Source organism: Anaerocolumna sp. AGMB13025 (assembly GCF_029689925.1).
Taxonomy (GTDB): domain Bacteria; phylum Bacillota; class Clostridia; order Lachnospirales; family Lachnospiraceae; genus Anaerocolumna.
In genome coordinates this window covers 2,855,426-2,878,850 of sequence record NZ_CP121445.1, presented here as the reverse complement: position 1 = coordinate 2,878,850, position 23,425 = coordinate 2,855,426, and the positions used below count along the sequence as shown (strand labels likewise).

General features: G+C 36.9%; 21 protein-coding genes. 3 read left to right on the top strand and 18 right to left on the bottom strand.

Features of this window, described 5'->3' with window-relative positions; all coding sequences use genetic code 11:
* Positions 1 to 20: 20 nt before the first annotated feature.
* From QA584_RS11760 to QA584_RS11680, 17 genes are all read right to left on the bottom strand, one after another.
* Entirely contained in the window at positions 21 to 932 is a 912-nt protein-coding gene (locus tag QA584_RS11760; protein ID WP_278274702.1) for a carbohydrate ABC transporter permease, read from the bottom strand.
* A gap of 99 nt (positions 933 to 1,031) precedes the next feature.
* Positions 1,032 to 2,534 (bottom strand): ABC transporter substrate-binding protein, encoded by a 1,503-nt coding sequence (locus QA584_RS11755; protein WP_278274701.1) that lies wholly within the window; start codon positions 2,532 to 2,534, stop codon positions 1,032 to 1,034.
* Between the two features lie 280 nt (positions 2,535 to 2,814).
* Entirely contained in the window at positions 2,815 to 3,648 is an 834-nt protein-coding gene (locus tag QA584_RS11750; protein ID WP_278274700.1) for an undecaprenyl-diphosphate phosphatase, read from the bottom strand.
* Between the two features lie 195 nt (positions 3,649 to 3,843).
* Positions 3,844 to 4,131, bottom strand: a complete 288-nt coding sequence (locus QA584_RS11745; RefSeq protein WP_278274699.1) for a hypothetical protein — start codon at positions 4,129 to 4,131, stop codon at positions 3,844 to 3,846.
* Positions 4,118 to 4,987 carry a hypothetical protein gene (locus QA584_RS11740; RefSeq protein WP_278274698.1) on the bottom strand — a complete coding sequence of 290 codons (870 nt, stop codon included), beginning with the start codon at positions 4,985 to 4,987 and terminating at the stop codon, positions 4,118 to 4,120. Before QA584_RS11740 ends, QA584_RS11745 begins: the two co-directional genes overlap by 14 nt.
* Positions 4,968 to 5,468 carry a hypothetical protein gene (locus tag QA584_RS11735; RefSeq protein ID WP_278274697.1) on the bottom strand — a complete coding sequence of 167 codons (501 nt, stop codon included), beginning with the start codon at positions 5,466 to 5,468 and terminating at the stop codon, positions 4,968 to 4,970. The genes QA584_RS11740 and QA584_RS11735 overlap by 20 nt, the downstream gene beginning before the upstream one ends.
* Positions 5,469 to 5,472: 4 nt before the next feature.
* Positions 5,473 to 5,982, bottom strand: coding sequence for an RNA polymerase sigma factor (locus QA584_RS11730; RefSeq protein ID WP_278274696.1), 510 nt, complete (start codon positions 5,980 to 5,982; stop codon positions 5,473 to 5,475).
* Positions 5,983 to 6,231: 249 nt separating this feature from the next.
* Positions 6,232 to 8,745, bottom strand: a complete 2,514-nt coding sequence (locus tag QA584_RS11725; protein ID WP_278274695.1) for a DNA internalization-related competence protein ComEC/Rec2 — start codon at positions 8,743 to 8,745, stop codon at positions 6,232 to 6,234.
* Positions 8,745 to 9,722 (bottom strand): GerMN domain-containing protein, encoded by a 978-nt coding sequence (locus QA584_RS11720; RefSeq protein WP_278274694.1) that lies wholly within the window; start codon positions 9,720 to 9,722, stop codon positions 8,745 to 8,747. The genes QA584_RS11725 and QA584_RS11720 overlap by 1 nt, the downstream gene beginning before the upstream one ends.
* A gap of 92 nt (positions 9,723 to 9,814) precedes the next feature.
* Positions 9,815 to 11,278 (bottom strand): HAMP domain-containing sensor histidine kinase, encoded by a 1,464-nt coding sequence (locus QA584_RS11715; RefSeq protein WP_278275154.1) that lies wholly within the window; start codon positions 11,276 to 11,278, stop codon positions 9,815 to 9,817.
* Entirely contained in the window at positions 11,235 to 11,921 is a 687-nt protein-coding gene (locus QA584_RS11710) for a response regulator transcription factor (protein WP_278275153.1), read from the bottom strand. The genes QA584_RS11715 and QA584_RS11710 overlap by 44 nt, the downstream gene beginning before the upstream one ends.
* Positions 11,922 to 11,974: 53 nt before the next feature.
* Positions 11,975 to 12,721, bottom strand: coding sequence for a helix-hairpin-helix domain-containing protein (locus QA584_RS11705; protein WP_278274693.1), 747 nt, complete (start codon positions 12,719 to 12,721; stop codon positions 11,975 to 11,977).
* Between the two features lie 199 nt (positions 12,722 to 12,920).
* The gene (locus QA584_RS11700; protein WP_278274692.1) at positions 12,921 to 13,355 is read right to left on the bottom strand and encodes a DMT family transporter; all 435 of its coding nucleotides are present in this window, start codon (positions 13,353 to 13,355) and stop codon (positions 12,921 to 12,923) included.
* Positions 13,356 to 13,746: 391 nt separating this feature from the next.
* Positions 13,747 to 14,928 (bottom strand): aspartate aminotransferase family protein, encoded by a 1,182-nt coding sequence (locus QA584_RS11695; protein WP_278274691.1) that lies wholly within the window; start codon positions 14,926 to 14,928, stop codon positions 13,747 to 13,749.
* Positions 14,929 to 14,958: 30 nt separating this feature from the next.
* Positions 14,959 to 15,861 carry an acetylglutamate kinase gene (gene argB / locus QA584_RS11690; RefSeq protein WP_278275152.1) on the bottom strand — a complete coding sequence of 301 codons (903 nt, stop codon included), beginning with the start codon at positions 15,859 to 15,861 and terminating at the stop codon, positions 14,959 to 14,961.
* Between the two features lie 128 nt (positions 15,862 to 15,989).
* Complete coding sequence (gene argJ / locus QA584_RS11685) at positions 15,990 to 17,210, bottom strand: bifunctional glutamate N-acetyltransferase/amino-acid acetyltransferase ArgJ (protein ID WP_278274690.1); 1,221 nt, start codon at positions 17,208 to 17,210, stop codon at positions 15,990 to 15,992.
* Positions 17,211 to 17,635: 425 nt separating this feature from the next.
* Positions 17,636 to 18,250, bottom strand: coding sequence for a Maf family protein (locus tag QA584_RS11680; RefSeq protein ID WP_278274689.1), 615 nt, complete (start codon positions 18,248 to 18,250; stop codon positions 17,636 to 17,638).
* A gap of 476 nt (positions 18,251 to 18,726) precedes the next feature.
* Here QA584_RS11680 and QA584_RS11675 point away from each other — a divergent pair, with 476 nt between their 5' ends.
* Entirely contained in the window at positions 18,727 to 19,944 is a 1,218-nt protein-coding gene (locus QA584_RS11675; protein ID WP_278274688.1) for an argininosuccinate synthase, read from the top strand.
* Between the two features lie 485 nt (positions 19,945 to 20,429).
* The gene (locus QA584_RS11670; RefSeq protein WP_278274687.1) at positions 20,430 to 20,750 is read left to right on the top strand and encodes a putative heavy metal-binding protein; all 321 of its coding nucleotides are present in this window, start codon (positions 20,430 to 20,432) and stop codon (positions 20,748 to 20,750) included.
* 257 nt (positions 20,751 to 21,007) lie between these two features.
* Here the strand turns inward: QA584_RS11670 and QA584_RS11665 are convergent, their stop codons facing one another.
* Positions 21,008 to 21,946 carry an alpha/beta hydrolase gene (locus QA584_RS11665; RefSeq protein WP_278274686.1) on the bottom strand — a complete coding sequence of 313 codons (939 nt, stop codon included), beginning with the start codon at positions 21,944 to 21,946 and terminating at the stop codon, positions 21,008 to 21,010.
* A gap of 462 nt (positions 21,947 to 22,408) precedes the next feature.
* On the opposite strand from QA584_RS11665, the gene QA584_RS11660 reads away from it, so the two are divergent.
* Positions 22,409 to 23,329 carry a GGDEF domain-containing response regulator gene (locus QA584_RS11660; RefSeq protein ID WP_278274685.1) on the top strand — a complete coding sequence of 307 codons (921 nt, stop codon included), beginning with the start codon at positions 22,409 to 22,411 and terminating at the stop codon, positions 23,327 to 23,329.
* Positions 23,330 to 23,425: the final 96 nt, after the last annotated feature.

Genomic DNA, 23,425 nt, shown 5'->3' with positions numbered 1-23,425 from the left:
CTGTATTCTAGCAGAACCTGCTAATTTTCCTTCGAGGCGGTAAGTTTAAAGTATAATCCGCTTAAAACTACCAGTATAATACATATTATTACGGATAAAGCAGCCGCCATTGGATAATTAAAATCACGGAAAGCATAGTTATAAACCAACTGCATAATAGATATACTTGCATTATTCGGTCCGCCGTTGGTCATAACTAGTGGTTCGTAGAGGATCTGGAAGACAGCTATAATCTGTAATATTAAAAGTGTCTTTCCGAGGGCAAATATACTAGGCACCGTAATAAACCTCATTCTCTGAAATATTCCTGCTCCATCGATCGTGGCAGCCTCATACAATTCAGGATTAATATTACTGATACCCGCCATATATATTAAGGCCGTAGCACCGGCACCTCTCCAGGTCATGGTGATAACAATAAGCGGAACAGTTAATTTAGGATTTGTCAGCCACAAAAGAGGTCCAGCACCTATCTTTTCTAATAAAATATTAAGTACGCCTGTATTTCCCGGACTGAAAAAATATCGCCACATAAGAACCGTTGCAAGTCCCGGCATAATATTAGGGAAATAAACTCCCACACGAAAAAAACTCTTAAAATGTACTGTTTCTGAAATTAATACTGCCATAATAATGGGTGTAAAAAAACCGATAACTAGAGACCAAATTATGTATTTAAACGTATTTGCAAAAGCAGCAACAAAGTCCGGATGTTTAAATACTCTGATATAATTGTCAAATCCAACAAATTCTTCAAGCCGAATTCCTTTTGCCGTATATAGGGAGAGACGAATACTTTCGAGTAAAGGCTCCCACACAAAAAATGCAAATAATATAATTGTCGGAAGCATGATCAGCCATCCTGCCAGATCCTTTTTTCTAAATCCTTGTTTTGTTTTCAGCTGGAGTTTTTCTTTTTTTGCCCTGACCATTTTATCCACCCTCCTTTTTCTCTAAAGATGATGGGGTAATCTTATTCAGAAAACCCCATCATCGAATGGTTATATAGATAAAAACTAATTATAAGCCTACTATTTATTTACATTTTCATCAAGTAATTTCTGGTAGTTCTCGTCAGCAGTTTTCATGAGCGCTGCAACATCTGCATTCTTATCTGTTACTACTGCCTGAAGTACCTTGGTTAATTCCGCATATAAATCCTGTGCAGAACCTGGTTCTTCTAAGCGAAGATTACCCGGTGCCTTAATTGCATTAAAATAGGAATCATAAAGTTTCATGTCCACATTACCAAATTCCTTGGTTACAGCTGCCTCTGCTGCAAGTACCTTATCATCAACCCAGCAAGGGAAACGAGGAATAACAGGAACTTTATTAGCAACTTTATTCTGCGCATCTGCTCTCATACCTGCAATTGCATCATCAGTAGCAACCGGAGCCTTCCCCATAACTTCAAGATAATCAAGCGCTGCATTGATTTGGTCCGGAGTAGCATCTTTCGCAAACATATAAGGAGTTCCGCCTGATAAGGAGAACTGCGCTCCGCCAGGTCCTGCCGGTAAAGCCGCTAAAGATAATTTATCAACCGGCAGCCCATTTACCTGTGTAGGCTGATTAACTGCGTCGTTGGCTGCGATATACATAGCAGCGGTTCCGGTTCCTAAGTTTACAAAGCCTGTACTCCAGTCTTCATTCGTAGGATCAGGAGTTAGTACATCATAGTCCCATTTTAAAGATTTAACATATTCCATGGCTGCAATTGCTTCCGGGCTGTCTACGTTAGCTACAAATTTACCGTTTTCTTCCGTTGTTAAAGTTGCACCAAATGCCCATGCGATATTGCTGAAATGCCATCCCCCTGCATTATCTTTTGCTAACAGACAGAAACCAGCCTGGCCGGTAGCATCTTTAATCTTTTTAGCAGTCTCAGCAAGTTCCTGCCAGGTCTTAGGATATATCGGGTATCCGTCAGCATCAACAAGACCAGCTTCTTCAAATAATTCCACATTAATCATTAAACCTAATGCATAACCATCACGAGGAATACCATAAATTCTACCATCTTTTGATAACAGATCTTTGATAGAAGGATTGATTGCTTTATCCCATCCTCTTGCAGCAAGCTCATCTGTAATATCAGCTACGAATCCTCCATTAATTAACTTCTGAGGTTCTGTATACCAGGTTTCAAAAATTGTGGGAAGATTTCCTGACTCCGCTAAGGATACAAAGGTATCCGTAGCATATTTGTAATAAGCAGGAACAACTTCAACGTTAGGATGTGTCTCGTTAAAGGTCTTAACATATCCTTTATGAAGCTCAATGTCTGCAGTTAAAGTGTCTTCCGGCCAGATACCAAGTTTTAACTGGATATTTTCTCCTGAAGCTGGTTCTGTGGTGGTATCTGTTGATTGATCCGTTGCAGCCGTACCCTCCGTGGTCTGTGCTACTGTACTTTGGTTCGTATCTGTCGAGGTATCCGTGGGCGTATCGTTCTTTTTACCACAGGCTGCAACCATGCTAGCTGTGAGCACAAGGCATACCAAGAGACTAACCAGTTTTTTGATTTTCTTCATAAATTATCCCCTTCCTTTTAATAGGTTTCATAAATAGTTTAACGTTAAACTTACGAAATCTATTAATATTATGTAGTATTGTTACCGTTTAACGTTAAACCCATTATATCAGTTGTGTAATATGTTGTCAATAGATTTATCATTATTTTTTTTATTGTACATTATTACTCGTAAAAACGGTGATACGCTACAAAAACCAGGTTAATTCTATCATATATGCCAGTCTTAAATATAGAATACTTTAATATAGAATCCTAACGCTTATCACCGTTTATAATTACTACTTTCCTGTAGCTAAAAAATAAATAACAACTAGAACACCTAACACGATTCTGTAATATCCAAAAACCTTGAAATCATGTTTCTTAACAAATCCCATTAAGAATCTGATTGCAAATACGGAAACTACAAAGGCTGATAACATTCCCAGTATTAATATCATTATCTCATTCCCTTGGAAATTCAGACCAAACTTAAGCATTTTAAGCAAGCTGTAACCAAACATAGCCGGAATCGCTAAGAAAAAGGAGAATTCTGCTGCCACATATCTGGATGTACCAATAATAATAGCACCTAATATTGTAGCACCGGATCTTGAAGTACCCGGTATCAAGGACAACAATTGGAATAATCCAATCATAAAAGCAGTTTTATAAGTTAGATCGGATAAGTTCCTGATAACAGGTTTTCTATGTTTATTAATATTCTCAATAACGATAAATAAAATACCATAGACCACCAGTGTTATTGCTACCGTAATATAATTATAGAAATATTTATCAATGATATCATCAAACAAAAGCACCATAATAATTGCCGGCAGACAAGCGATGGCAATCTTAATCCATAAGGTCATAATATCCATTTTTATAAAGGGACCTTGATCCTTCTTAAAATTGAAAGGGAAAATCTTGTTCCAAAATAATAAGATGACCGCTAAAATAGCACCAAACTGTATCACGATGAAAAAAACTTCTTTAAAATCTGGTGATAAATTAAGCGGCATGATTTCATCCACCAAAATCATATGTCCCGTGCTGCTGATAGGCAGCCATTCTGTAATTCCTTCAACGATTCCTAAGAAAATTACTTTTAAAATCTCAAAAAAATCCATATATAATACCTTTCCTTTTGCACTTTTTACGGTTACTTAACCGCTCCTGTCTTATTATAACACAAAAACTTTACCTAAAGTAACCTAATTTTAAAAATTTGTCCAGTAAAAAAACAGCCTGCTGCTTATTCTTACCGGACAACTTAAATTTAACATCTCATATTTGATTTTATTTTTGTATTATACCAACACCTATCAATAAATAAGTCTTCCGTTTTCAAACAGATACTGCATTCCAGCCATACCCATGGCAAAAAAAGTTAATACCATTATAAGAAAAATTGCAGCTCCATCATAAACAATTGTTTCTTCTTTCCTATGTCCTATTAAAATTTCCCCACCTAATAAAATAAAAATAAAGGGCCATAATTTAAACACAGTCTGGTAACTGATTATATTGGTAAATATTCTTATCATAAACAGTATTCCAAAGATTATTAGACCAAAGCCAAGGGTAAAGGTTCCTGCTCTATGCATTCTCATCTTTTGCCTCCTTACTGTCCACTTCATTGGCCTCCATTATTATTGAGTTATCTAGTGCAATTATATCCTGTTGTGTAACCTTCTGCATCTCTTGCTGCATTTCCTTTTGTGTTTCCAGCGGTGTAACTTTTTGCATCTCTTGCACTTCCTTTTGTATTTCCGGTCTTGTATCTTTTTGCATACCGTTTTGTATTTCCTGCTGTGTATCTCTCTGAGCAGCTACAAGTGTTGGATTATGAAGATTACTGTTCTCCGGCTCCTTATAATTACTGTTTTGAGGTCTTATGCTTTCTATAGAATCCCGATTCTTTTTATAACCCATTTCTTCCCTATCCAGTTCCCGTTTCTTACCAGATATCATCTTGACACCTATAATAATAATTACCACTGAAAATAGTATTTTCTGCCCATTCCAACGCAGGGATCGTATAAAATCACTAAGACCAGAATTAATATATCTTTCTGTTTGGTCTGCAATAAAATTCAGAAGATTATCGCACAATACTGTTGCTCCGATTAGAATCAGGAATATGGCTATTGCCTTTTCATATTTCGTAATAAGGTGTTTTAACGGAGCATTATCCTGAGTTGGAAGAAATAAATAATGATCCTCCAAGGTCTGAAATATCCGGTCGGGCAGCGTCATTTTATTAATTGCATCAAAAAAGCTGTAAAACCATAGCACCGGGAGGGCTAAAAATATAATGCCAAGCCGGGTCCAGTTACCCGCTGCTATTATAAGTACTGCCGCTGTCATTATTGATATTCCTTGTTTCATAAAACCCATATACATATGTCCTGCTCCAAACATAGTAGAAAATATAAAGGTGAGAAAACTATTTTTTTTCCTTGTCATATTTAAAATCCTCCTTATTCAAATCATTATTTGATACCAGATTTTCCGTATATGCCACCATATCATCGGAAAACTCACTTATTCCAAGATTTATCTTATCTAAAAAACGTACAATGCCCAAAGGTTGCTGCGGTGTTGTTTCCTTACCAGGAGGTATTATGAGAAGTAATGCCAGAGCTGTACACATAGCCAGACCAATCTTTAAACTGTATCGCAGCAGTTGGATGTTTTTCCAGTTCAGCTTTAGAAAGCTGTATCGTACCTCTGTTGAACGTTCCAAGTCCCTGACTTTTCCCAGTATATTTTCTTTCATATAATGTGGTGCTTTTATCATGTCCTGCAGTATAATGCCTTCGGCAAATTTCTCTGCACATTCCTCGCAGACCGCAATATGTTCCAGTTCCTTTAGAGTAAGATTGCCATGAACAGTCGTTAGGTGCATTGTATCTGACTTTGTTACTTGCATTTTATCTGTCTCCATATCATTACTCCCTTCTCCATAATTTTCTTAACATAATTTTCGTACGGTATACCTGTGTTTGTATTGTTTTTACATTTTTTCCGCTTTTGTTTACAAGTTCAGAAATATCTTTTTCATAATAAAAATAGTCCAGGGCTATTTCCTGGTAGGGCGGTTTTAATTGACTGCAAATATCGTATAGTTCCTGTTTCACATCCGTTTCCAATACACTTTGTTCTGGCGTTGGTTCCTTACTTAGAACTTCATTAAAATATGCATCCTCTGTGGGTATTACCTTTCTTCCGGCCCTTTTTATGTAATCCAGGCTCTTATTGGTTGCGATCCGGCACACCCAGGCTTTTTCATTTTTCCCGTCAAAGGTATGCAGATTCTTATACGCTGCTAAAAATGTATCCTGGGTCAGATCTTCTGCATCAAAATAACTTTGCACCAGCTTATAGCAAATGGAAAAAACCAAATCCCCATATGCATCAATTAAATGTTCCAAATACTTATCGCAATTGATTTTTTCCACCTCCTTGTCACTGCAGTCTAGTTTTATAAGTTCATGAATGACCTTTCATATAATATAACGAGATACCTTATTAAATTACTTCAAGATTATATATTTTTTTTATTTTATTTCTTTTCATCTTACTGATATTAATTAATTCATTCTGATATTAATTCAATTAGTTCTGGCATAAATTCGATTAGTTCTGATAGTATTTTAATCAATACTAATAGTAATTCGAATAATTCATTCAATTCTGATTTTAATCAACTAATCCTCCACATATTCCTTTATCTCCATTCTCATCCCATCTGTTTTCACTGCGACCGCACCACTTTCATAGGTGATTATAACATCACTGTCTATCTGATTTAACCGGTTTAACAGCTCTTTCCCCGGATGCCCGTAACTGTTGCCTTTACCACAGGAGATTATAGAATACATTGGTTCCACCAGTTTAAGAAATTCTTCGAAGGTGGAATTATTAGAGCCGTGGTGGGCAACTTTTAATATATCATACTTTTGGGCTGGCTGGTTATATTTATTTATTTTGCTGTCAGTAGCATAGGGTTTCTCTGTCAGTTTCTTTAATTCATTCACTACCAAAGTTTCTCCCTCTTCCTCAAGGTCACCGGTCAGAAGTAAATTAAAGTCTTTGTAAGTTACACTAAGCACAGTAGAATAAGCATTCCTGGAATTATAACCAACATCTGCATTGGGATGAAGGCAGGTAATCCTTACCTCTCCGTCATTTATCGTATCACCCTTTTTGATATATAGCACGTTTATACCTTTTGACAGGGCGAGTGCTTCAAATTCCTTATAGGTATCATCCTTTTCCAGAATATCCGGGAGAATCAGATTTCTGATAACAATATTACCTTTATAGCTTTCCGGTTTACCCGCTTGTTTTGATTTCTTTAAATATTTTGTGTTCCTGTCTTCCATTGCCTCCATTAATTCCTTCATACCGGATATATGGTCTGAATCCATATGCGTTACAACAGCATAATCTATATATCCAATGCCATTTACTTTCAGATACGGTTTCAGACGGTATATACCTACCTTTGACACATCACTGCTGCCGCCGTCAATTAAATAAGTAGTTTTCGCAGGCGTAGACATAACTATTCCATCACCCTGACCTACATCAAGAAACTCGACCTTTAAACTAAGATCATTGGGTTTAACAAAGATGATAAGCAGAAACGACAACAGTAGAATATAGCACTTACGGTTTAATCTCTTATAGAAGAGAATAAGCAAGACCACAATTGAATAGTACGCTATGATACGAAAAGCCTCCGGACGTCCAATCAGCAACGTCCTTCCCGGCATTTTAGCCGCTAATTTGCATACCCCTTCATAAAAGTTTAGGAGATAATGCACTCCTCCTATTAAAAAGCTACCCAGTGGAAGCCAGATACATGCACAGGTTCCTGCTAAAATTGCCAATAAAATAATTATTGCAGAACTTGGCAGAATAATCATATTGATCATAATAGAATAGGTTGGGATTTCATAAAAAAAATAAAGAATAATGGGAAGTGTAATAATCTGAATACTGATGCTTGTTTTCAGACCTTCCCATAACTTACTTTTCAAGGGAAATAAAAGTGCTAGAATAGGATTTAGAAGAGCCATACCAATAATTGCTCCAAATGAAAGCAGGAAACCGGCATTTATTATTTGGAGTGGTGATTGGATTAATATAATGAGACCACTTAACGCAGTGGCGGATAATAAGTCATACGTTCTTCCTACTACTCCTGCTGTCATGAAAACAATTAGCATAACTACTGCCCTGTTAGTAGATACGCTAAAGTTAGTCAGGATACCATATGAACATATAATAAATATGGATATTACCCCATTGAAAAAGGCAGGCACATGTAAACGGCGTAATAACCGGTAAAGACTTAACCCCAGCAAAGATATATGCAGTCCCGAAATAGCCAGTATATGTGATATGCCGCTTTGTTGGTACAGTTCTTTCATATCCGGTTCTAAAAAAGACACATCTCCAAGGATCATGGCAGATAGAATTCCAGCATTTTTTGACGGAAGTATCTGCTGATATATATGGAGAAACCGCTCCTTTATGGTATGTAACATCTGATTAAACGTTTTATAATCCTCATCGATAAGACTGATTGAATCTGCATTTACTTTATAATCAATCTGAAGCATCTTATTGTACAGGTATTCATTGAACTGACCGGGATTTGAAGCTTTTTGGAATTTTTTGATTTTTCCTGATATTGTTAAGATATTACCAATTTTATATTGGTTTTTAGAAGAAGTATAGATTGTTAATTTTTTACTATAATATATATTTTGTTGTTTAGTCTGGGTTTGCTTAGTCTGGGTTTGCTTAGTCTGGATAGAAATGAACTGATTATTATTTCGTTGTTCCTGCTTTAGCATAATCGAATTATTGATTAAGGTAAGTACCAGATATTCACCTTTATCCTGAATCATCGCCAATTGTCCGGTCACATCACCTTTTATCTCAATTTCAAAGGCTTTATCCAGAGCATTACCGGTTAAAACCAGATTCATTCGGACATGACCCAGAAGAAACATAAATGGTAAGAATAGGAGAAAGTAATAATATCTAAACTTTTTTCTCCGGTTAACAACCGGTAACCACATCCAGATAAGAATCAATAACATACATATAATGCCGAGTAAAAGAATCCAGTTAAATCCGACTCTATACATTGCTAAACCCGCTAAATATGCAGCTAAAATCCACACAAGGGGTCTTCTAATATTCATCACTTGCTCCCTTCTATCAGCTCCAGATTCCGTTCAAAAAGTCCATCAAAAGTGAGCCCTTCCCGGTAAGATTTCTTCGTTTCTCCGTTAATCAGGAATTGAACCTTATTAATCGTGGAAAGTTCCACCAGGGAATTTACCACGGAATAGATTACAACTTCATCCTTAATACCGGATAATTTATTAAGAAAATCTTCATTAAAGTTAACATAACAAATTCCGTCCTTTGTGGAGGCATCAATTAAATTTGTTCCGTCCGGTATTGTCTTTTGAACCTTATCATCAATATTCTTAATATCTTTGGGACCGTCAATCAAGCTTGCCAATATTAATTTTTCAACTGATATATTACTGTCATACATAGGTATTTTTAAGTTGGTTGCTACTAATTTATTACCTTTTTCATTGGCAAAATAAACGGTTACATACACATTCTCCGCACTGGTACCATCTATAAAGTCCGTAGCCTTCATAAAACTGATGGGCTGATCATTTAAACCTGCCAGAGGCTGACCTTCTACATAAAATTCCACATCGTCCACTCCGTCAATCTGGCATAAGGTTTTAACAACACAGGCACGGAATAAAACCTCAGTTACCCCTGTCAGATCATCATAAGCTGAATTAAAATCTATGCTGAGTCCATTATCTTCGTTAAATTTAACTTTTTTCACTTTCAGTTCTTCCGGTTTTGAAGATTTTAAATTAATATCTTTTGGTTCCTTACTCAAAGCCTTAAAGTATTCTTTCACCAATTCTTCTTTATCAGCGGACACAGGTTTATATGGCTCTCCCACTATTTTCGTTTCATTTTTATCTATATAATAGACATAATATTTTGATTCTTCGGTTTTATTCTTATCCTTATCCTCATCTTTTGAACTGCAGCCGCCTAAGAGGACCGCTATGATCAGGAATACAACCAAAGATATGATATTTAATTTATTCTTTTTATATTTAATCTCAGATTCCTTCATAGTCTGCTCCTATCAGTCATATTTTATTTACTGCCGGGGATCGTCTTTAAAAATCCCCGTATACTTTCTTCCAATACTAGTTTTATTGTTATTTAAGCAATATAGTTAATCGGTACCCTGACAGTAAAGGTGGTACCTTCATTTTCTTTACTGAATACTTTAATAGCCCCTTTATGCATATGAACGGCATTTTTCGTTATGGACAACCCCAGTCCGGTACCGCCTGTTCCTCTGGAACGGGCCTTATCCACCCGGAAGAAACGGTCAAAGATAAAATCCTGTGCCTCTTCGGGAATACCAATTCCGGAATCCATTACTTTAACATAAAAATACTTATGGTCTGCATTCAGTGAAACTCTTACCCAGCCGTCCTCCACATTATATTTAATTGCATTTTCGATTAAATTAGAAAGGGCAAGGGATAATTTCACTTCGTCCACTTCAGCAATGACAGGACGGAAACTTTCATAAATTAATTCAATATTATTCTTTTTAGCAATAGGCCGAAGTCTTTTTAAGACCAGTTCCAGCAGATCGTTGATTTTTATTGAGGTTATGTTCATTTCACTGGCTGTCTTATCCAGTTTTACTAAAGACAAAAGATCTGTTATTATTTTATTCTCCCTTTCGATTTCCTCTGTAATATCAACTAAGAATTCCCTGTATAATTCCGGTGGTACATTTTCCTGCATAATAAGAGAATCGGCTAATACCTTTATGGAAGTTATAGGAGTCTTTAGTTCGTGGGATACATTCGATACAAATTCCTGTCTTGACCTCTCCAGGTTTTTGATACGCAAAAGCATCTGATTTAAGGAATTGGAAATCTGCCCGACTTCATAAAAGCCCTCAACTTTTACTTCTTCATCCATATAACCTTCTGTAAGATGTCCGATTGCTTTCTTTAGATTGTTAAAAGGTTTTGTGAATACTCCGGAATAAAAAAAGGCATATACAAAAATCAGAATGGCAGTTGTTAAAAAGAGTATAGAAGCCTTTTGAGATAACACCACCGATATGGAGTTAATATTTTTTATGGAAAAGTTCAGTAGGATAACACCCACAATGTCCTTGGTATTATTATGGGTTATCGGCAGGGTCATCTCAATGTAATTACCCTGCTTATTCTGATAGATACTGTTGCTGGTTCCGCGAAGACACTTAATTACATCTTCTGAAATAATGGTATTACCGTCTTCGATTCCGTAAGTATCTTTTAATATATTTAGTTTGCTGTCAATAACAAGAATTCTTCCATCATAGATATTGGCAATACGGGATAATTCCGTATTAACTTCTTCAACGGAAGGGTCACCAAAATAACCAGAGGAAATAAGCAGATTAGCCAGAGAACTTCCTTGGCTTTGCATATCATTCTTCCTCTGATTTAGCGCTGTTGAATTATAGGTACTCACCATTTCCCAGGTAAAAAACAGAATAGGCAGAATACCAATTAAGAAGAGTGCAAATAAAGAATGCACTCTCATACTTTTTAAAAACCATAATTTTGATTTAATCTTGGAAAAAATAGCCAACACCCCATTTTGTATGTATATATTTTGGCTCACTAGGATTATCTTCAATCTTTTCACGTAATCTACGGATGTGTACGTCCACTGTTCTTACGTCACCAGGATAGTCATATCCCCATACTATATTGAGTAAATTTTCACGGCTATATACTTTATTGGGATTGAATATTAATAACTCCAGTAAATCGAATTCCTTCGCTGTTAAATTAACTTCTTTATTATTGACATAAACCCGTCTGCTCTCGCAATCGATTTTAAGATCCTCAAACTTGATGACTTTAGCCTGGGTCTCTGAAGACTTTTTGGAACTTCTGCGCATAATTGCCTTTATACGGGCTTTTACCTCCAGTATATTAAATGGCTTCGTAATATAATCATCCGCACCGTATTCTAACCCCAGAATCTTATCCATGTCATCACCTTTGGCTGTCAGCATAATAATAGGCATATTCGAAAATTCCCTGATCTGCTGGCATACTTCAAACCCGGTCATCTTAGGAAGCATAACATCCAATAATACCACATCATATTCTTTCTTTTTGGCAGCCTCTAGGGCTTCTTCACCGTCATATGCACAATCCACTTCCATACCGTCTTGTTCTAAGCTGAAACGGATTCCTTTTACAATTAATTTTTCATCATCAACAACGAGAACTTTCTTTCCCACATTCATCACCCATCCTAATTTTTCCAAAGTTAAATTTCCTAAGCTGTAACAGCCTATTCCACATTAATCCTGTCACTGATTTTATTAAAAACGGAATTTTTTATTCCGCTTATATTTTTAATTTCTTCTATGCTCTTAAAACCGCCATGTTCCTGCCTGTAAGCTATGATATCAGCCGATTTGGCTTCTCCGATACCGGGTAAGGTCATTAATTCTTCCTGGGAAGCTTTGTTAATATTGACTTTACCGGAACTGCTATTCGGTTTAACAGTATCCTCATCTGATCTGCTTATAATGACGGAACTGCTCTCTGGAGGTGTACCTTTTACTTCATCCTTTGCAGGGATATAGATCTGTTCTCCGTCTGCTACCATCGCCGCCTGATTCACATACTCACCTGCAGCATCCTGAGTCAGCCCTCCTGCCAGTTTAATAACCTCTACCAGTCTGGTGCCTGGAACTGTTTCATAGACATCCGGCTTTTTAACCGCACCGCAGATATATACATAAATGCTATCCTGTGTTTCTACTGTGTTCTTACTTTGTTTCTGATGATTTTCAGATTCTGTTAAACCAGATTCACCTGATCTGCCATCAGACTGACCGGTCACTTCCCCAACTGTTGCAGCATCTTCTGTCTTCCAGATACTTTCTTCCTCTGTAAATCTTTCCTCTGTCGTCTGATCTGCAAGGGACACCAATACTTTAGAATCTTTTGCACTTTGACAGCTGTAGAGAACTCCGGCTGTAACAATCAACACAATTATAAGTCCGGTCTTTAAGCATTTTGCATTATTCATAAATTTATCCTTTCTTATCTACTTTTATGAAATCGAAGACAGTTTCAAACTGACTGACTTCACCTAAGCTGTATAAAAAAGGCCGCATCAATATCGTATCCTCAATACTTTACCTGCATAGTATTATTCTACCTAATATATTGTATGATTACAATAGGTATTTCGAAAGATTTTTAATTGTAAGAAAAACGTTAGAAAGCTAGTCCCATTTAAAGGTAATGATGCCTCCTATTACCAATACTACTCCGATTAATTTATGCCAATGGAACTTTACTTGTTCCACTCCAAAGATACCAAAAAGCTCAATTACATATGCCATAATTAACTGTGCAGTCACAATAATCATAATCGCTTTGGCAGGTCCAAGTGTATCCACGCTTTTTATAACAGTATAAGTAATAAAAGCTCCGAAAGCGCCTCCTAATAGCATATATTTATTATCCACTTTTAAAATAGCTCCGAAACTGCCCTCCCGTCCAGTTATAAACCATGCGGCAAGGCATACTAAAAATGCCGTAAACTGTACAAAGCATGAAGACACCCAAATACTGGTTTCTTTCGTTACTCCCGTATTGAATACTCCTTGGATACTCATCAACGCACCTGATATGATTGCAATAATCCATCCCAACATAATTAATAATCACCTTTATTTTCATCGTACGGCTGCATATAATATCCAAATCCGTCAATTATATTTTTGCCATTAAAAAGGAGCATATTCATACTGAAAGAAATTTTCCATTAAAACTCAGACTACTTATGTAGATTAACGAAGAGAAATTTTTCTGAGATTTTTAGAGGATAGTATTTTACGGGCAACTGTGGTTATAGCCTGTAAACAAACGTCTAAGTGTTAGGAAAGTTACGACTAATCCACAATGTCTATAAACAGGATACACTTGCTGAAGAAAAGAGTGAGGAACTACTATTATTTAATATACGTGGATAAATCAGAGTGCTTTCCTTTCATTAAAAAACCGGTATGAAATCCTGTCAGATTACTTACCGGTTTAAACGAATTACTAAAATATACTTTCCAAAAGGTTTATCATTTCATCCACATGAGCTTTTGTAATAATTAAAGGCGGTACAAAACGGATAATATTTGTTCCTGCAGCTATAATAATCAGTCCTTTATCCATAGCTTTCAGTATATATTCTTTCACAGGTACACTAAATTCCAGTCCCTGCATCAAACCTTTTCCTCTTCTTTCAATAATAAAATCATATTTTGAAACAAGTTCGTCTAATTTTTCTTCCAGATATCCTGAGATTTCATTGACATTCGTTAAGAGTTCAAGGGCTTCAAACAGGTCAAATACTTTGCTTACCGCGGCCGCGGCAAAGGGATTACCGCCGTAAGTTGTACCATGATCACCCGGTTCAAAAGCAGAGGCAACTTTTTCCGTTGCGGCAAATGCACCAACCGGAACACCGCAGCCTAAAGCTTTTGCGCAAGTGATGATATCCGGCTTAACCCCATAGCCCTGATAAGCGAACATGGTTCCGGTTCTTCCCATACCGCATTGAATCTCATCAAAAATCAGAAGAATATCCCGTTCATCACATAGGGTTCTTAATTCAGTTAAAAATTCCTTATTGGCCGGATACAAACCGCCTTCCCCCTGAATTGGTTCTACTATGACAGCACAGGTTTTATCCGTTATTTTTTCCTTTATACTGTTAATATCATTAAAATCCGCAAAAACAGCTCCACCGATTAAGGGTTCAAAAGCTTCACGGTATTTCGGCTGTCCGGTGATTGACAAGGCCCCCATACTTCTGCCGTGGAATGAACGGTTCATGGATATGATTTCACTGCCGGCATGATGCTTTTTATTATAATAATATTTTCTGGCAAGCTTTACAGCTCCCTCAATAGCTTCCGTACCGCTGTTAGTAAAGAATACCCGGTCCATCCCGGAGGCTTTAATTAATTTATCTGCTGCTTCAATTGTGGGAACATTGTAGTAATAATTAGAGGTATGTAACAGCTTATCAATCTGGCTCTTTAATGCCTCGTTATACTCCCTATTTCCATAACCTAAGGCAAATACCGCTATACCTGCTGCGAAATCCAGGTATTTTTTTCCGTTGATGTCATAAAGGTATACACCTTCCCCTTTATCCAGTACGATTTGGTATCTGCTGTAAGTATGCATTAAGACCTGTTCCGCTTTTGTGATAAATTCCTGCATTTCCATTGGTTTTCCTCCTTTATACCTTGCTTTGGTTTATTTAGCTGATTGGACTTTTTCGTGTTCAAATAAAATTCCTTCATTATTGAGAATAGCTGTACCGATTCCACGGTTGGTAAAGAATTCCAAGAGCAGGCAATGTTCCATTCTGCCGTCTAAAATATGGACTCTGGACACACCGCCACGAACTGCATCGATGCAGTTCTTTAATTTAGGCAGCATACCGCCGCCGATAAATCCATTATTAATTAATTCGTCCGCTTTATCCAGTGTCAGTACTGATATTAATGTATTTTTATCCTCCGGATCCGTATAAACCCCTTCAATATCCGTCAAAAAGGCCAGCTTTTCAGCACCGATGGCTGTTGCCACTGCACAGGCTGCATCGTCAGCATTAATATTATAAGCATGGAAATTATCATCTAGTCCAATTGGCGCAATTATGGGGATAAAATTATTATCAATTAATGTATTGATAAGCTCTGCATTTACTTCGGTTACATTTCCAACATATCCGATATCCTGTCCATTCACCAGTTTTTTTTCAACTTTAAGGGTTGCGCCGTCCTTGCCGCTGATTCCGACCGCCTTAACCCCCAGCTTCTCAATCATCTGAACCAGACCTTTATTGACCTTTCCAAGTACCATTTCTGCTACTTCCATGGTTTGTTCGTCAGTTACCCGTAGTCCTTCCACGAATTTAGATTCATTCCCAAGTAAGCTGACCCATTTACTGATTTCCTTACCGCCTCCATGGACGATTATGGGCTGCATTCCCACCAGTTTAAGAAGTGCTACATCTTTTATTACATTCAATTGGAGTTCTTCATCTAACATGGCGCTTCCGCCATATTTTACTACTACCTTTTTATTATTAAATTTCTGTATATATGGTAAAGCTTCAATCAATGTCTGAGCCTTAATCAGTATCTGTTCCATATGTTCCATTTCTAATTTTCCTCCAGCAACTTATACATAGTTATATTTTTGATTTCTTGTGTTATTTATGAGCGGTAATCTGTATTATTTGTGTAATCTATGAACGAAATCTGTATTTTTCGTATAATCTATGAACGGTAATCTGCATTGATTTTGATATAATCATAAGTTAAATCACAGCCCCAGGCTGTTGCTGTATGTTTTCCCATCTTAACATCAGCAATTGCCCTTACTTCTTTCCCGGATAAAATCTTCGTTGCAGTTTCTTCGCTGTAATCCGTTGCCATGCCGTTTTCTACCAACTTTAGCTTTCCGTCTGCACTTTCTATATATAAGTCTACGAAATCAGGATTAAAATCCACTCCGGAATATCCCATGGCACATAAGATTCTTCCCCAGTTGGCATCATTGCCATATACAGCAGTTTTAACCAGATTTGAAGTTATTATGGATTTGCTTAATATAATAGCTTCATCCTTAGTCTGTGCACCAACTACAACTGTTTCAAATAACTTGGTGGCACCTTCTCCGTCTGCGGCCATTTTCTTCGACAGTTCTGTAGTTACTGTGTGAAGTGCTTGACAGAATATAAAATAATCTTCATTCTTTTCCGTTATTTCTGCATTTCCTGCAAGACCGTTTGCCAATAGGATAAAGGAATCATTGGTGGAAGTATCGCGGTCAACGGATATCATATTAAAAGAGTCTTTTACATCTGCACTGATTGCTTCCTGCAATAAAGCTTTGCTAATCAAAACATCTGTAGTGACAACACTAAGCATAGTAGCCATATTCGGATGAATCATACCGGAGCCTTTCGCCATTCCCCCTATTGTAACTGTGTTACCGCCTAATTCTATGGATACTGCACACTCCTTGGAATAGGTATCTGTAGTCATAATTGCCTGGGCTGCCGCTAAACCATTCTCCATCGTATCATCCATTGCTTCTGCTAAAAGTCTGGTACCTTCTGTTATAACGTCAACCGGAAGCTGCTTTCCGATAACTCCGGTAGAACAGGTCAGTACATCCTGTGTAGCAATCCCTAGGTTCTTGGCCATTGCCTCTGCCATCTTATAATTATTTTCATCACCTAAGCTTCCGGTACAGGCATTGGCTACTCCGCTGTTTAGTACGACTGCCTGAACAGTTTCCTGTTCTTTTATTACTTTTATGTCCCATTTAACCGGGGCGGCTTTTACTACATTTGTTGTAAAAGTACCGGCTGCAATAGCCGGTACCGTGCTGTATACCAAAGCCATATCATTTCGTTTTTTCTTAATTCCCGCATAGATTCCAGCTGCTTTATATCCTTTTGCTGCGGTAACACCGCCTTGTATTCTTTCCATATATATACCCATTCCATATCCCAGTTTTGTCTGCGATACTGCCACAAATGAAATGTGATGATATCACAACATGGCACCTTTCTATTTTTATATATTCTATTGGTCATGGTAAGCCAGAGGCAAATCATTTTTCAACAGCTCCTTTAGCAATCTGACCAGTTCCGCTATAGCATAACCGGTCGTACCAATGATACCTGCTTTTATCAGCTGTCTTCCTATGTTTTCTACTGCTTACTTAAATAATTATTCATAATTATACATCCAAATTGATTATTATGCAATACTGGATTTCATATTTTATCATATTTTTTAATATTTTTACAATATAGCAGAAAGAAATCCGGTAAAATTCCGGATTTCTTTTCATCGTTCATTGTTTTAAATTTGTCATATACCAGGCAATGTAAGCTGTTGGATTGACATAATCAGCAGGAAAGAATATCAATACCTTCATCTAATAATAATGCATATAATTTAGCAATAGGAAACCCAACTATATTATAATAATCCCCTTCAATCTTTTCTATATGGACTGCAAATTTTCCCTGAATTCCATAACCACCTGCTTTATCAAAGGGTTCACCCGTAGCAATATAATTATCAATCTGAACTCGTTTCATAGGATAGACCCATACTTTTGTCATCTCTACAAATGTAAGCACTTTATCCGGTGCTTTTGCTGATCTATCGCCAGAAGAATTTTCGGATTTAATTACTACTGATACGCCGGTATACACCTGATGCCTGTTTCCCTGCAGCATCTGAAGCATAGCCTTTGCCTCTGTTTCTGAACCTGGCTTGCCTAACACCCGTCCGTCAAGTGCTACCATGGTATCTGCTCCGATAATTATGGATTTACCTTCTACCTTTGCCGCCACTTCCAAAGCTTTACTTTTGGCTAGTTCCCTTACTATCTCTTCTGGTTTTGACTTCGTTATGATCTCTTCTTTTTCACTAGGACAGATACAAAACGTAACACCCACCTGCTCCAATATTTCCTTTCTTCTGGGTGACCCGGATGCTAACACAATATTATACATAGTAATCCTCCTATTTCTTTATTATAATAAAATTGCACCCAGCCATATCATTCATGGTGCATTCAATAATATACTTCGAGCCATCGCTGTCAGGTAGTTTTTTTCCCACTGACATATAACGTTTGCTGACAGCAATTTTTTATACATTCTGTTGATGCAATCAAAAAAAGGCATAGAAGAAAACAACACTGCCGATAGGAAAGGCCCTTACGTTGATTAAGATCTACACCAGTTATGCATACCAGAAAACAATACAATTGTACCATTACTATACATTTATGTCTATAACCAGACAGTAAAAATCTTGTAAATAGTGAAGTTCCATTCTGGCTGTTCGTCACCACTAACTAAAAATTTTTTATACATTTTCAAAATTTGCTATTGCATAAATTAACATATTGATGTATATTTATAATAAATTCAAACCAAATCAATAATTGCAAAAACAGATGATTCAATCTTAAGGAGGATTTACTATGAAAGAAAAAGTTATACTTGCTTATTCCGGTGGTCTTGATACTACTATGATTATTCCCTGGTTAAAAGAAAACTATGATTACGAGGTCGTATGTGTTTGTATTAATGTAGGACAGGGTAACGAACTGGATGGCTTAGAAGAAAGAGCAAAGTTGTCCGGAGCCACGAAATTATATATTGAAGATGTTGTGGATGAATTTGTAGATGACTACGTATTGCCCTGCGTGAAAGCCGGAGCCATATATGAAAATAAATATCTTCTTGGAACTTCCATGGCGAGACCAGTTATTGCAAAACGTCTCGTAGAAATCGCAAGAATTGAACATGCAACTGCTATTTGTCATGGCGCTACTGGAAAAGGGAATGATCAGGTACGTTTTGAACTTGGTATCAAAGCCCTGGCTCCAGACCTAAAAATTATTGCACCTTGGAGAATCTGGGATGTTACCTCCAGAGAAGAAGAAATTGAGTACTGCAAAAATCATGGAATCGATCTTCCGTTCTCAGCTGATAACAGCTACAGCCGCGACAGAAACCTCTGGCACATCAGCCACGAAGGTTTGGAATTAGAAGATCCGGCAAGCGCACCAAACTATGATCATTTATTAGTTCTTAGTGTTTCTCCGGAAAAAGCACCAGAGGAAGGCGAAACCCTTACTATAACCTTTGAAAAAGGGATACCCACCGGATTAAACGGCACAAACATGAAGCCATCTGATCTTATTGCAGAATTAAACAAACTTGGGGGCAAACATGGTGTCGGTATCATTGATATAGTAGAAAACCGTGTGGTTGGTATGAAATCCCGTGGTGTTTATGAAACTCCCGGTGGTACTATTTTAATGGAAGCCCACGCTCAGCTAGAGGAATTAATCCTTGACCGTGCAACGTTAACTTGTAAGAAGGAAATCGGTAATAAGTTTGCTGATGTCGTTTATGAAGGTAAATGGTTCACTCCTCTTCGGGAAGCACTTCAGGCTTTCGTTGATGTAACCCAGCAATATGTAACCGGTGAAGTTAAATTAAAGCTCTACAAAGGTAATATTATTAAGCAGGGTACCACTTCTCCTTATTCTTTATATAATGAAAGTATTGCTTCTTTTACCACCGGTGATTTGTATAATCATCATGATGCGGAAGGCTTTATTAATCTTTTCGGGTTGTCCCTTAAGGTCCGGGCTATGAAGATGGCAGCGGTTGAGAATGAACAGAAATAATTTTTAGTTATTGATTATTTGCTAAAATCAGCTTCGAGATTATGATGAAAGCGCTTATGAAGGATTTCATAAGCAAACTTTCTATTTAAGTCTTTGAGCTGATTTTATCAAGTTTTTTAGACCTTGATATTTAGTTTTTCTTTATTTGACTCTCAGTATTTATCTCTGTTGTTTATATCCCCTTTTTTTTTTCACTTTTGATTTATCTCCTTTGTAATCATCCCTTCTGCCTTTGTCCCTCCGTTTTTCAGTCTTACGGTTTTCAGTTTTACGGTTAATCTGTCTATTTTAATATCCATCAGCGGTTTATTATTATCCTAATTTTTTTGTTTGTTTTTTAATTTTATGTTAATGATTCTTTTATTTTGTTGTAAACTATATGATGTATAGTAAACTATTATCAGATATGAAAAATTACTTTTTACATTGGTCATCTTTACCATTTTATTCGCAAATTACCTATCTTGAAAGGAGAAAACAAGTATATGATTATTACAACCACACCATCCATTGAAGGAAAAACAATTACAGAATACAAAGGTGTCGTTTTTGGAGAAGTAATCTCTGGCGTTAATTTTATTAAAGATTTTGCAGCGGGTTTATCTAATTTTTTTGGTGGTCGTTCCGGAACTTATGAAGAAGAATTAATTCAAGCCCGTGAAAACGCCATGAGGGAAATGGAAGACAGAGCCAGACAATTAGGTGCTGATGCAGTTGTCGGCGTAGACATCGATTATGAAGTACTGGGTGCTGATAATGGAATGCTTATGGTTACTGCTTCCGGTACAGCAGTTAGAATTATGTAAGATAACGTAATAATGGGATTTCTTATAAAAAGGCTGTTGCTAAATTGTAAGGTTTTTGCAACAGCCTCTTTGGTACTGAATAAGTGTAGATATAAGACTTAGAAATAAGTTTTATGTTTGCACTTATTTTTTTAAAATAAGGTAGTAAATGGTCTGATGTATAGCCTCTTGGATCAGAAATGCATCCGTCATAAAAACAGTCAGCCTTCACCTTATAATGAACATTCGATTAAGCTTCCCTGATTTTTTCCTGATTATTAATAATAATATTTATCCAGAAACCGTTCCAGTACAAGTTCGTACTCAGCTGTATTTTTCTCACAGGACTGAGCATGCTTTGCATTCGGCGCAAGATATAGTTCCTTCTTATCCGGTTTTGCATCATACATAGTCTGAGACATATAACAGGGTACATAATCATCCTCTAGCCCATGTATGAAAAGAATCGGTGCATGGCTTTGTACAGCCCCTTCCATTGGTACCACATCTCCTACCCAGAACCCAGCCCGCAATCTTATAATTAACTTTGCCACCGGCAGAAAAGGAAATGCAGGTATATGGTAATATTTCTTTAATTGATGCCGTATCAAGGACTCCAGGGAGGAATAGGCACAATCCGCAATGGTACAGCGTACTCGTCCATCAATTGCATGATGAGCCAAAACGGTTGCCGCACCCATAGACTCACCGTGGGTCACTATGGCCAAATTAGTACCAAATTCTGAAAAGCACCAGTCCAGGACTGTTTGTAAATCAAATTTTTCATAGTATCCCATTGAAGTATGTGCCTTACCGCTGAATCCGTGATTACGATGATCATATGTAAGTACGGTAATTCCTTTTTTTAAAAACATATTTGCGTACACCATACTGCTGTATTTCCCACAAGTATAACCATGACAGATAACCGCTATCTTTAATCTGCCCTCCGGATCCAAAAACTGCTCTTTACTTAAGTCATTGTTTATTAACTGGCAGGATAAATCGTATCCATACCTGGATCTGATATAAAAATCTTCCTTTTCCCAGCTCTGGTAAATCTTCTCTGTCAGCCTCCCAAGCTCCACCTCTCTTTGATAAAGCTTATCAGGGGTAACTACCTTTGGTTTTAATATAATATTGGATAAGATCCAGGAAGCTGCAAATAACAGAATTACCAATGCAAGGAGTATAAATAGTATTACATAACCAATCATATATTCTCCTGTCTGCCGATTATTCGGCTTAATCGGGTGCATCCCTATGAACGAGTAAAGGTATGCCCCTGCCCATCAAGCTCTTCTTTCTTAGAATTTAGAGGAATTTTCTGTGAAAGAACAATTCTCATACCATGTTATTTTATCATAGGTCAGTTAAAAAAAATATTGATATTTTATTAAGATTTTCTTTACATATTATAAGTAGTATTATAATTAGAATTCTATTCAGCTTTCTACTGCACATTAATACCAAAGAAGTGGTCAGAATCCCCCCTTGCTCAATTTCCACCGGAAAATAACCAGTTTTTACTGCTGCTCCTCCAATAAACTATACGAATCTTCCAATATAACTAATTTAACAATATACTGTATTGAATTTTCGGGCAAAATGCTTTACTATTAGTTTATAAATATAATTTTCGCTGAAAATGATATTGATTTTATACAAGGAGATATAAAATGGACAAAGACACTATATTAGTAGTGGATGACAGTGATATCATATGCAGTATTATAAAGGGCATTTTGGAATCGCCGACACTGCATATTGATATTGCCCATTCCGGCGAAGAGGGTATTCTTATGGCAAAAAAATTGCGGCCTACTCTTATACTGCTTGATATCATAATGAACGGTATCGACGGATATGAAACCTGCTGCATTCTAAAAAGCAGTACGGAGACCAAGGATATTCCTGTCGTTTTTATTACCGGTAACAATGATTCCGAGTCGGTATTAAAGGGATTTGAAGTCGGTGCGGCAGATTATGTATCTAAGCCTTTTATACCCGAGGAATTAAAAGCCCGTGTTAAAGTACATATGCAAAATATCAAAATTCAGCGCGAACTCCAGTTACTTATGAACGAATTAAAAGAAATGGCTGTTACAGATTATCTTACCAAGCTGCATAACCGTAGATATTTTATGGATCAGCTGCAAGAATTTGTAAACCAATATGATTTGAAGCTTTTTCTTATATTATTTGATATCGATAATTTCAAGAAAATAAATGATACCTATGGCCATAATGCCGGTGATATGGTATTAGTCTCTGTCTCCAGTATACTAAAATTGCTGCTGCGTGAAGAGGACATTCTATGCCGTTGGGGCGGGGAAGAATTTATGATCTGCTTACCTGATGTAACGGAGGACATCGCTATAGATTTAGCCAATAAGCTTCGCAAAGAAGTAAGCAAATACATCTTTAACTGTGATGGTTTCACTTTTCAGTGTACCATTACCGGAGGAATTATCCAATATGATAGGGCTATTTCTCCGGAGAAAAATTTTACCAATGTAGATCAGGCATTGTACCTTGGGAAATCTTCGGGAAAAAACCGCTGTATTATTAATTACCCAATACTAAAAGTAAATGAATAAAATAATTATTAAGATGGACTGGTTATATAACTGGACCATAGGAAAAACTGTAACATGATTGTATACGAAAGCTGATTCACACTTGACACAAGGAGA

Coding starts and splice junctions, on each gene's coding strand:
- QA584_RS11745 (WP_278274699.1), bottom strand. CDS start 4,131: ATGAGAATGCATAGAGCAGGAACCTTTACCCTTGGCTTTGGTCTAATA.
- QA584_RS11665 (WP_278274686.1), bottom strand. CDS start 21,946: ATGATTGGTTATGTAATACTATTTATACTCCTTGCATTGGTAATTCTG.
- QA584_RS11700 (WP_278274692.1), bottom strand. CDS start 13,355: ATGTTGGGATGGATTATTGCAATCATATCAGGTGCGTTGATGAGTATC.
- QA584_RS11720 (WP_278274694.1), bottom strand. CDS start 9,722: ATGAAGGAATCTGAGATTAAATATAAAAAGAATAAATTAAATATCATA.
- QA584_RS11735 (WP_278274697.1), bottom strand. CDS start 5,468: ATGGAGACAGATAAAATGCAAGTAACAAAGTCAGATACAATGCACCTA.
- QA584_RS11670 (WP_278274687.1), top strand. CDS start 20,430: ATGATTATTACAACCACACCATCCATTGAAGGAAAAACAATTACAGAA.
- QA584_RS11725 (WP_278274695.1), bottom strand. CDS start 8,745: ATGAATATTAGAAGACCCCTTGTGTGGATTTTAGCTGCATATTTAGCG.
- argB (WP_278275152.1), bottom strand. CDS start 15,861: ATGGAACAGATACTGATTAAGGCTCAGACATTGATTGAAGCTTTACCA.
- QA584_RS11675 (WP_278274688.1), top strand. CDS start 18,727: ATGAAAGAAAAAGTTATACTTGCTTATTCCGGTGGTCTTGATACTACT.
- QA584_RS11750 (WP_278274700.1), bottom strand. CDS start 3,648: ATGGATTTTTTTGAGATTTTAAAAGTAATTTTCTTAGGAATCGTTGAA.
- QA584_RS11740 (WP_278274698.1), bottom strand. CDS start 4,987: ATGACAAGGAAAAAAAATAGTTTTCTCACCTTTATATTTTCTACTATG.
- QA584_RS11680 (WP_278274689.1), bottom strand. CDS start 18,250: ATGTATAATATTGTGTTAGCATCCGGGTCACCCAGAAGAAAGGAAATA.
- QA584_RS11760 (WP_278274702.1), bottom strand. CDS start 932: ATGGTCAGGGCAAAAAAAGAAAAACTCCAGCTGAAAACAAAACAAGGA.
- QA584_RS11755 (WP_278274701.1), bottom strand. CDS start 2,534: ATGAAGAAAATCAAAAAACTGGTTAGTCTCTTGGTATGCCTTGTGCTC.
- argJ (WP_278274690.1), bottom strand. CDS start 17,210: ATGGAAAGAATACAAGGCGGTGTTACCGCAGCAAAAGGATATAAAGCA.
- QA584_RS11705 (WP_278274693.1), bottom strand. CDS start 12,721: ATGAATAATGCAAAATGCTTAAAGACCGGACTTATAATTGTGTTGATT.
- QA584_RS11660 (WP_278274685.1), top strand. CDS start 22,409: ATGGACAAAGACACTATATTAGTAGTGGATGACAGTGATATCATATGC.
- QA584_RS11695 (WP_278274691.1), bottom strand. CDS start 14,928: ATGGAAATGCAGGAATTTATCACAAAAGCGGAACAGGTCTTAATGCAT.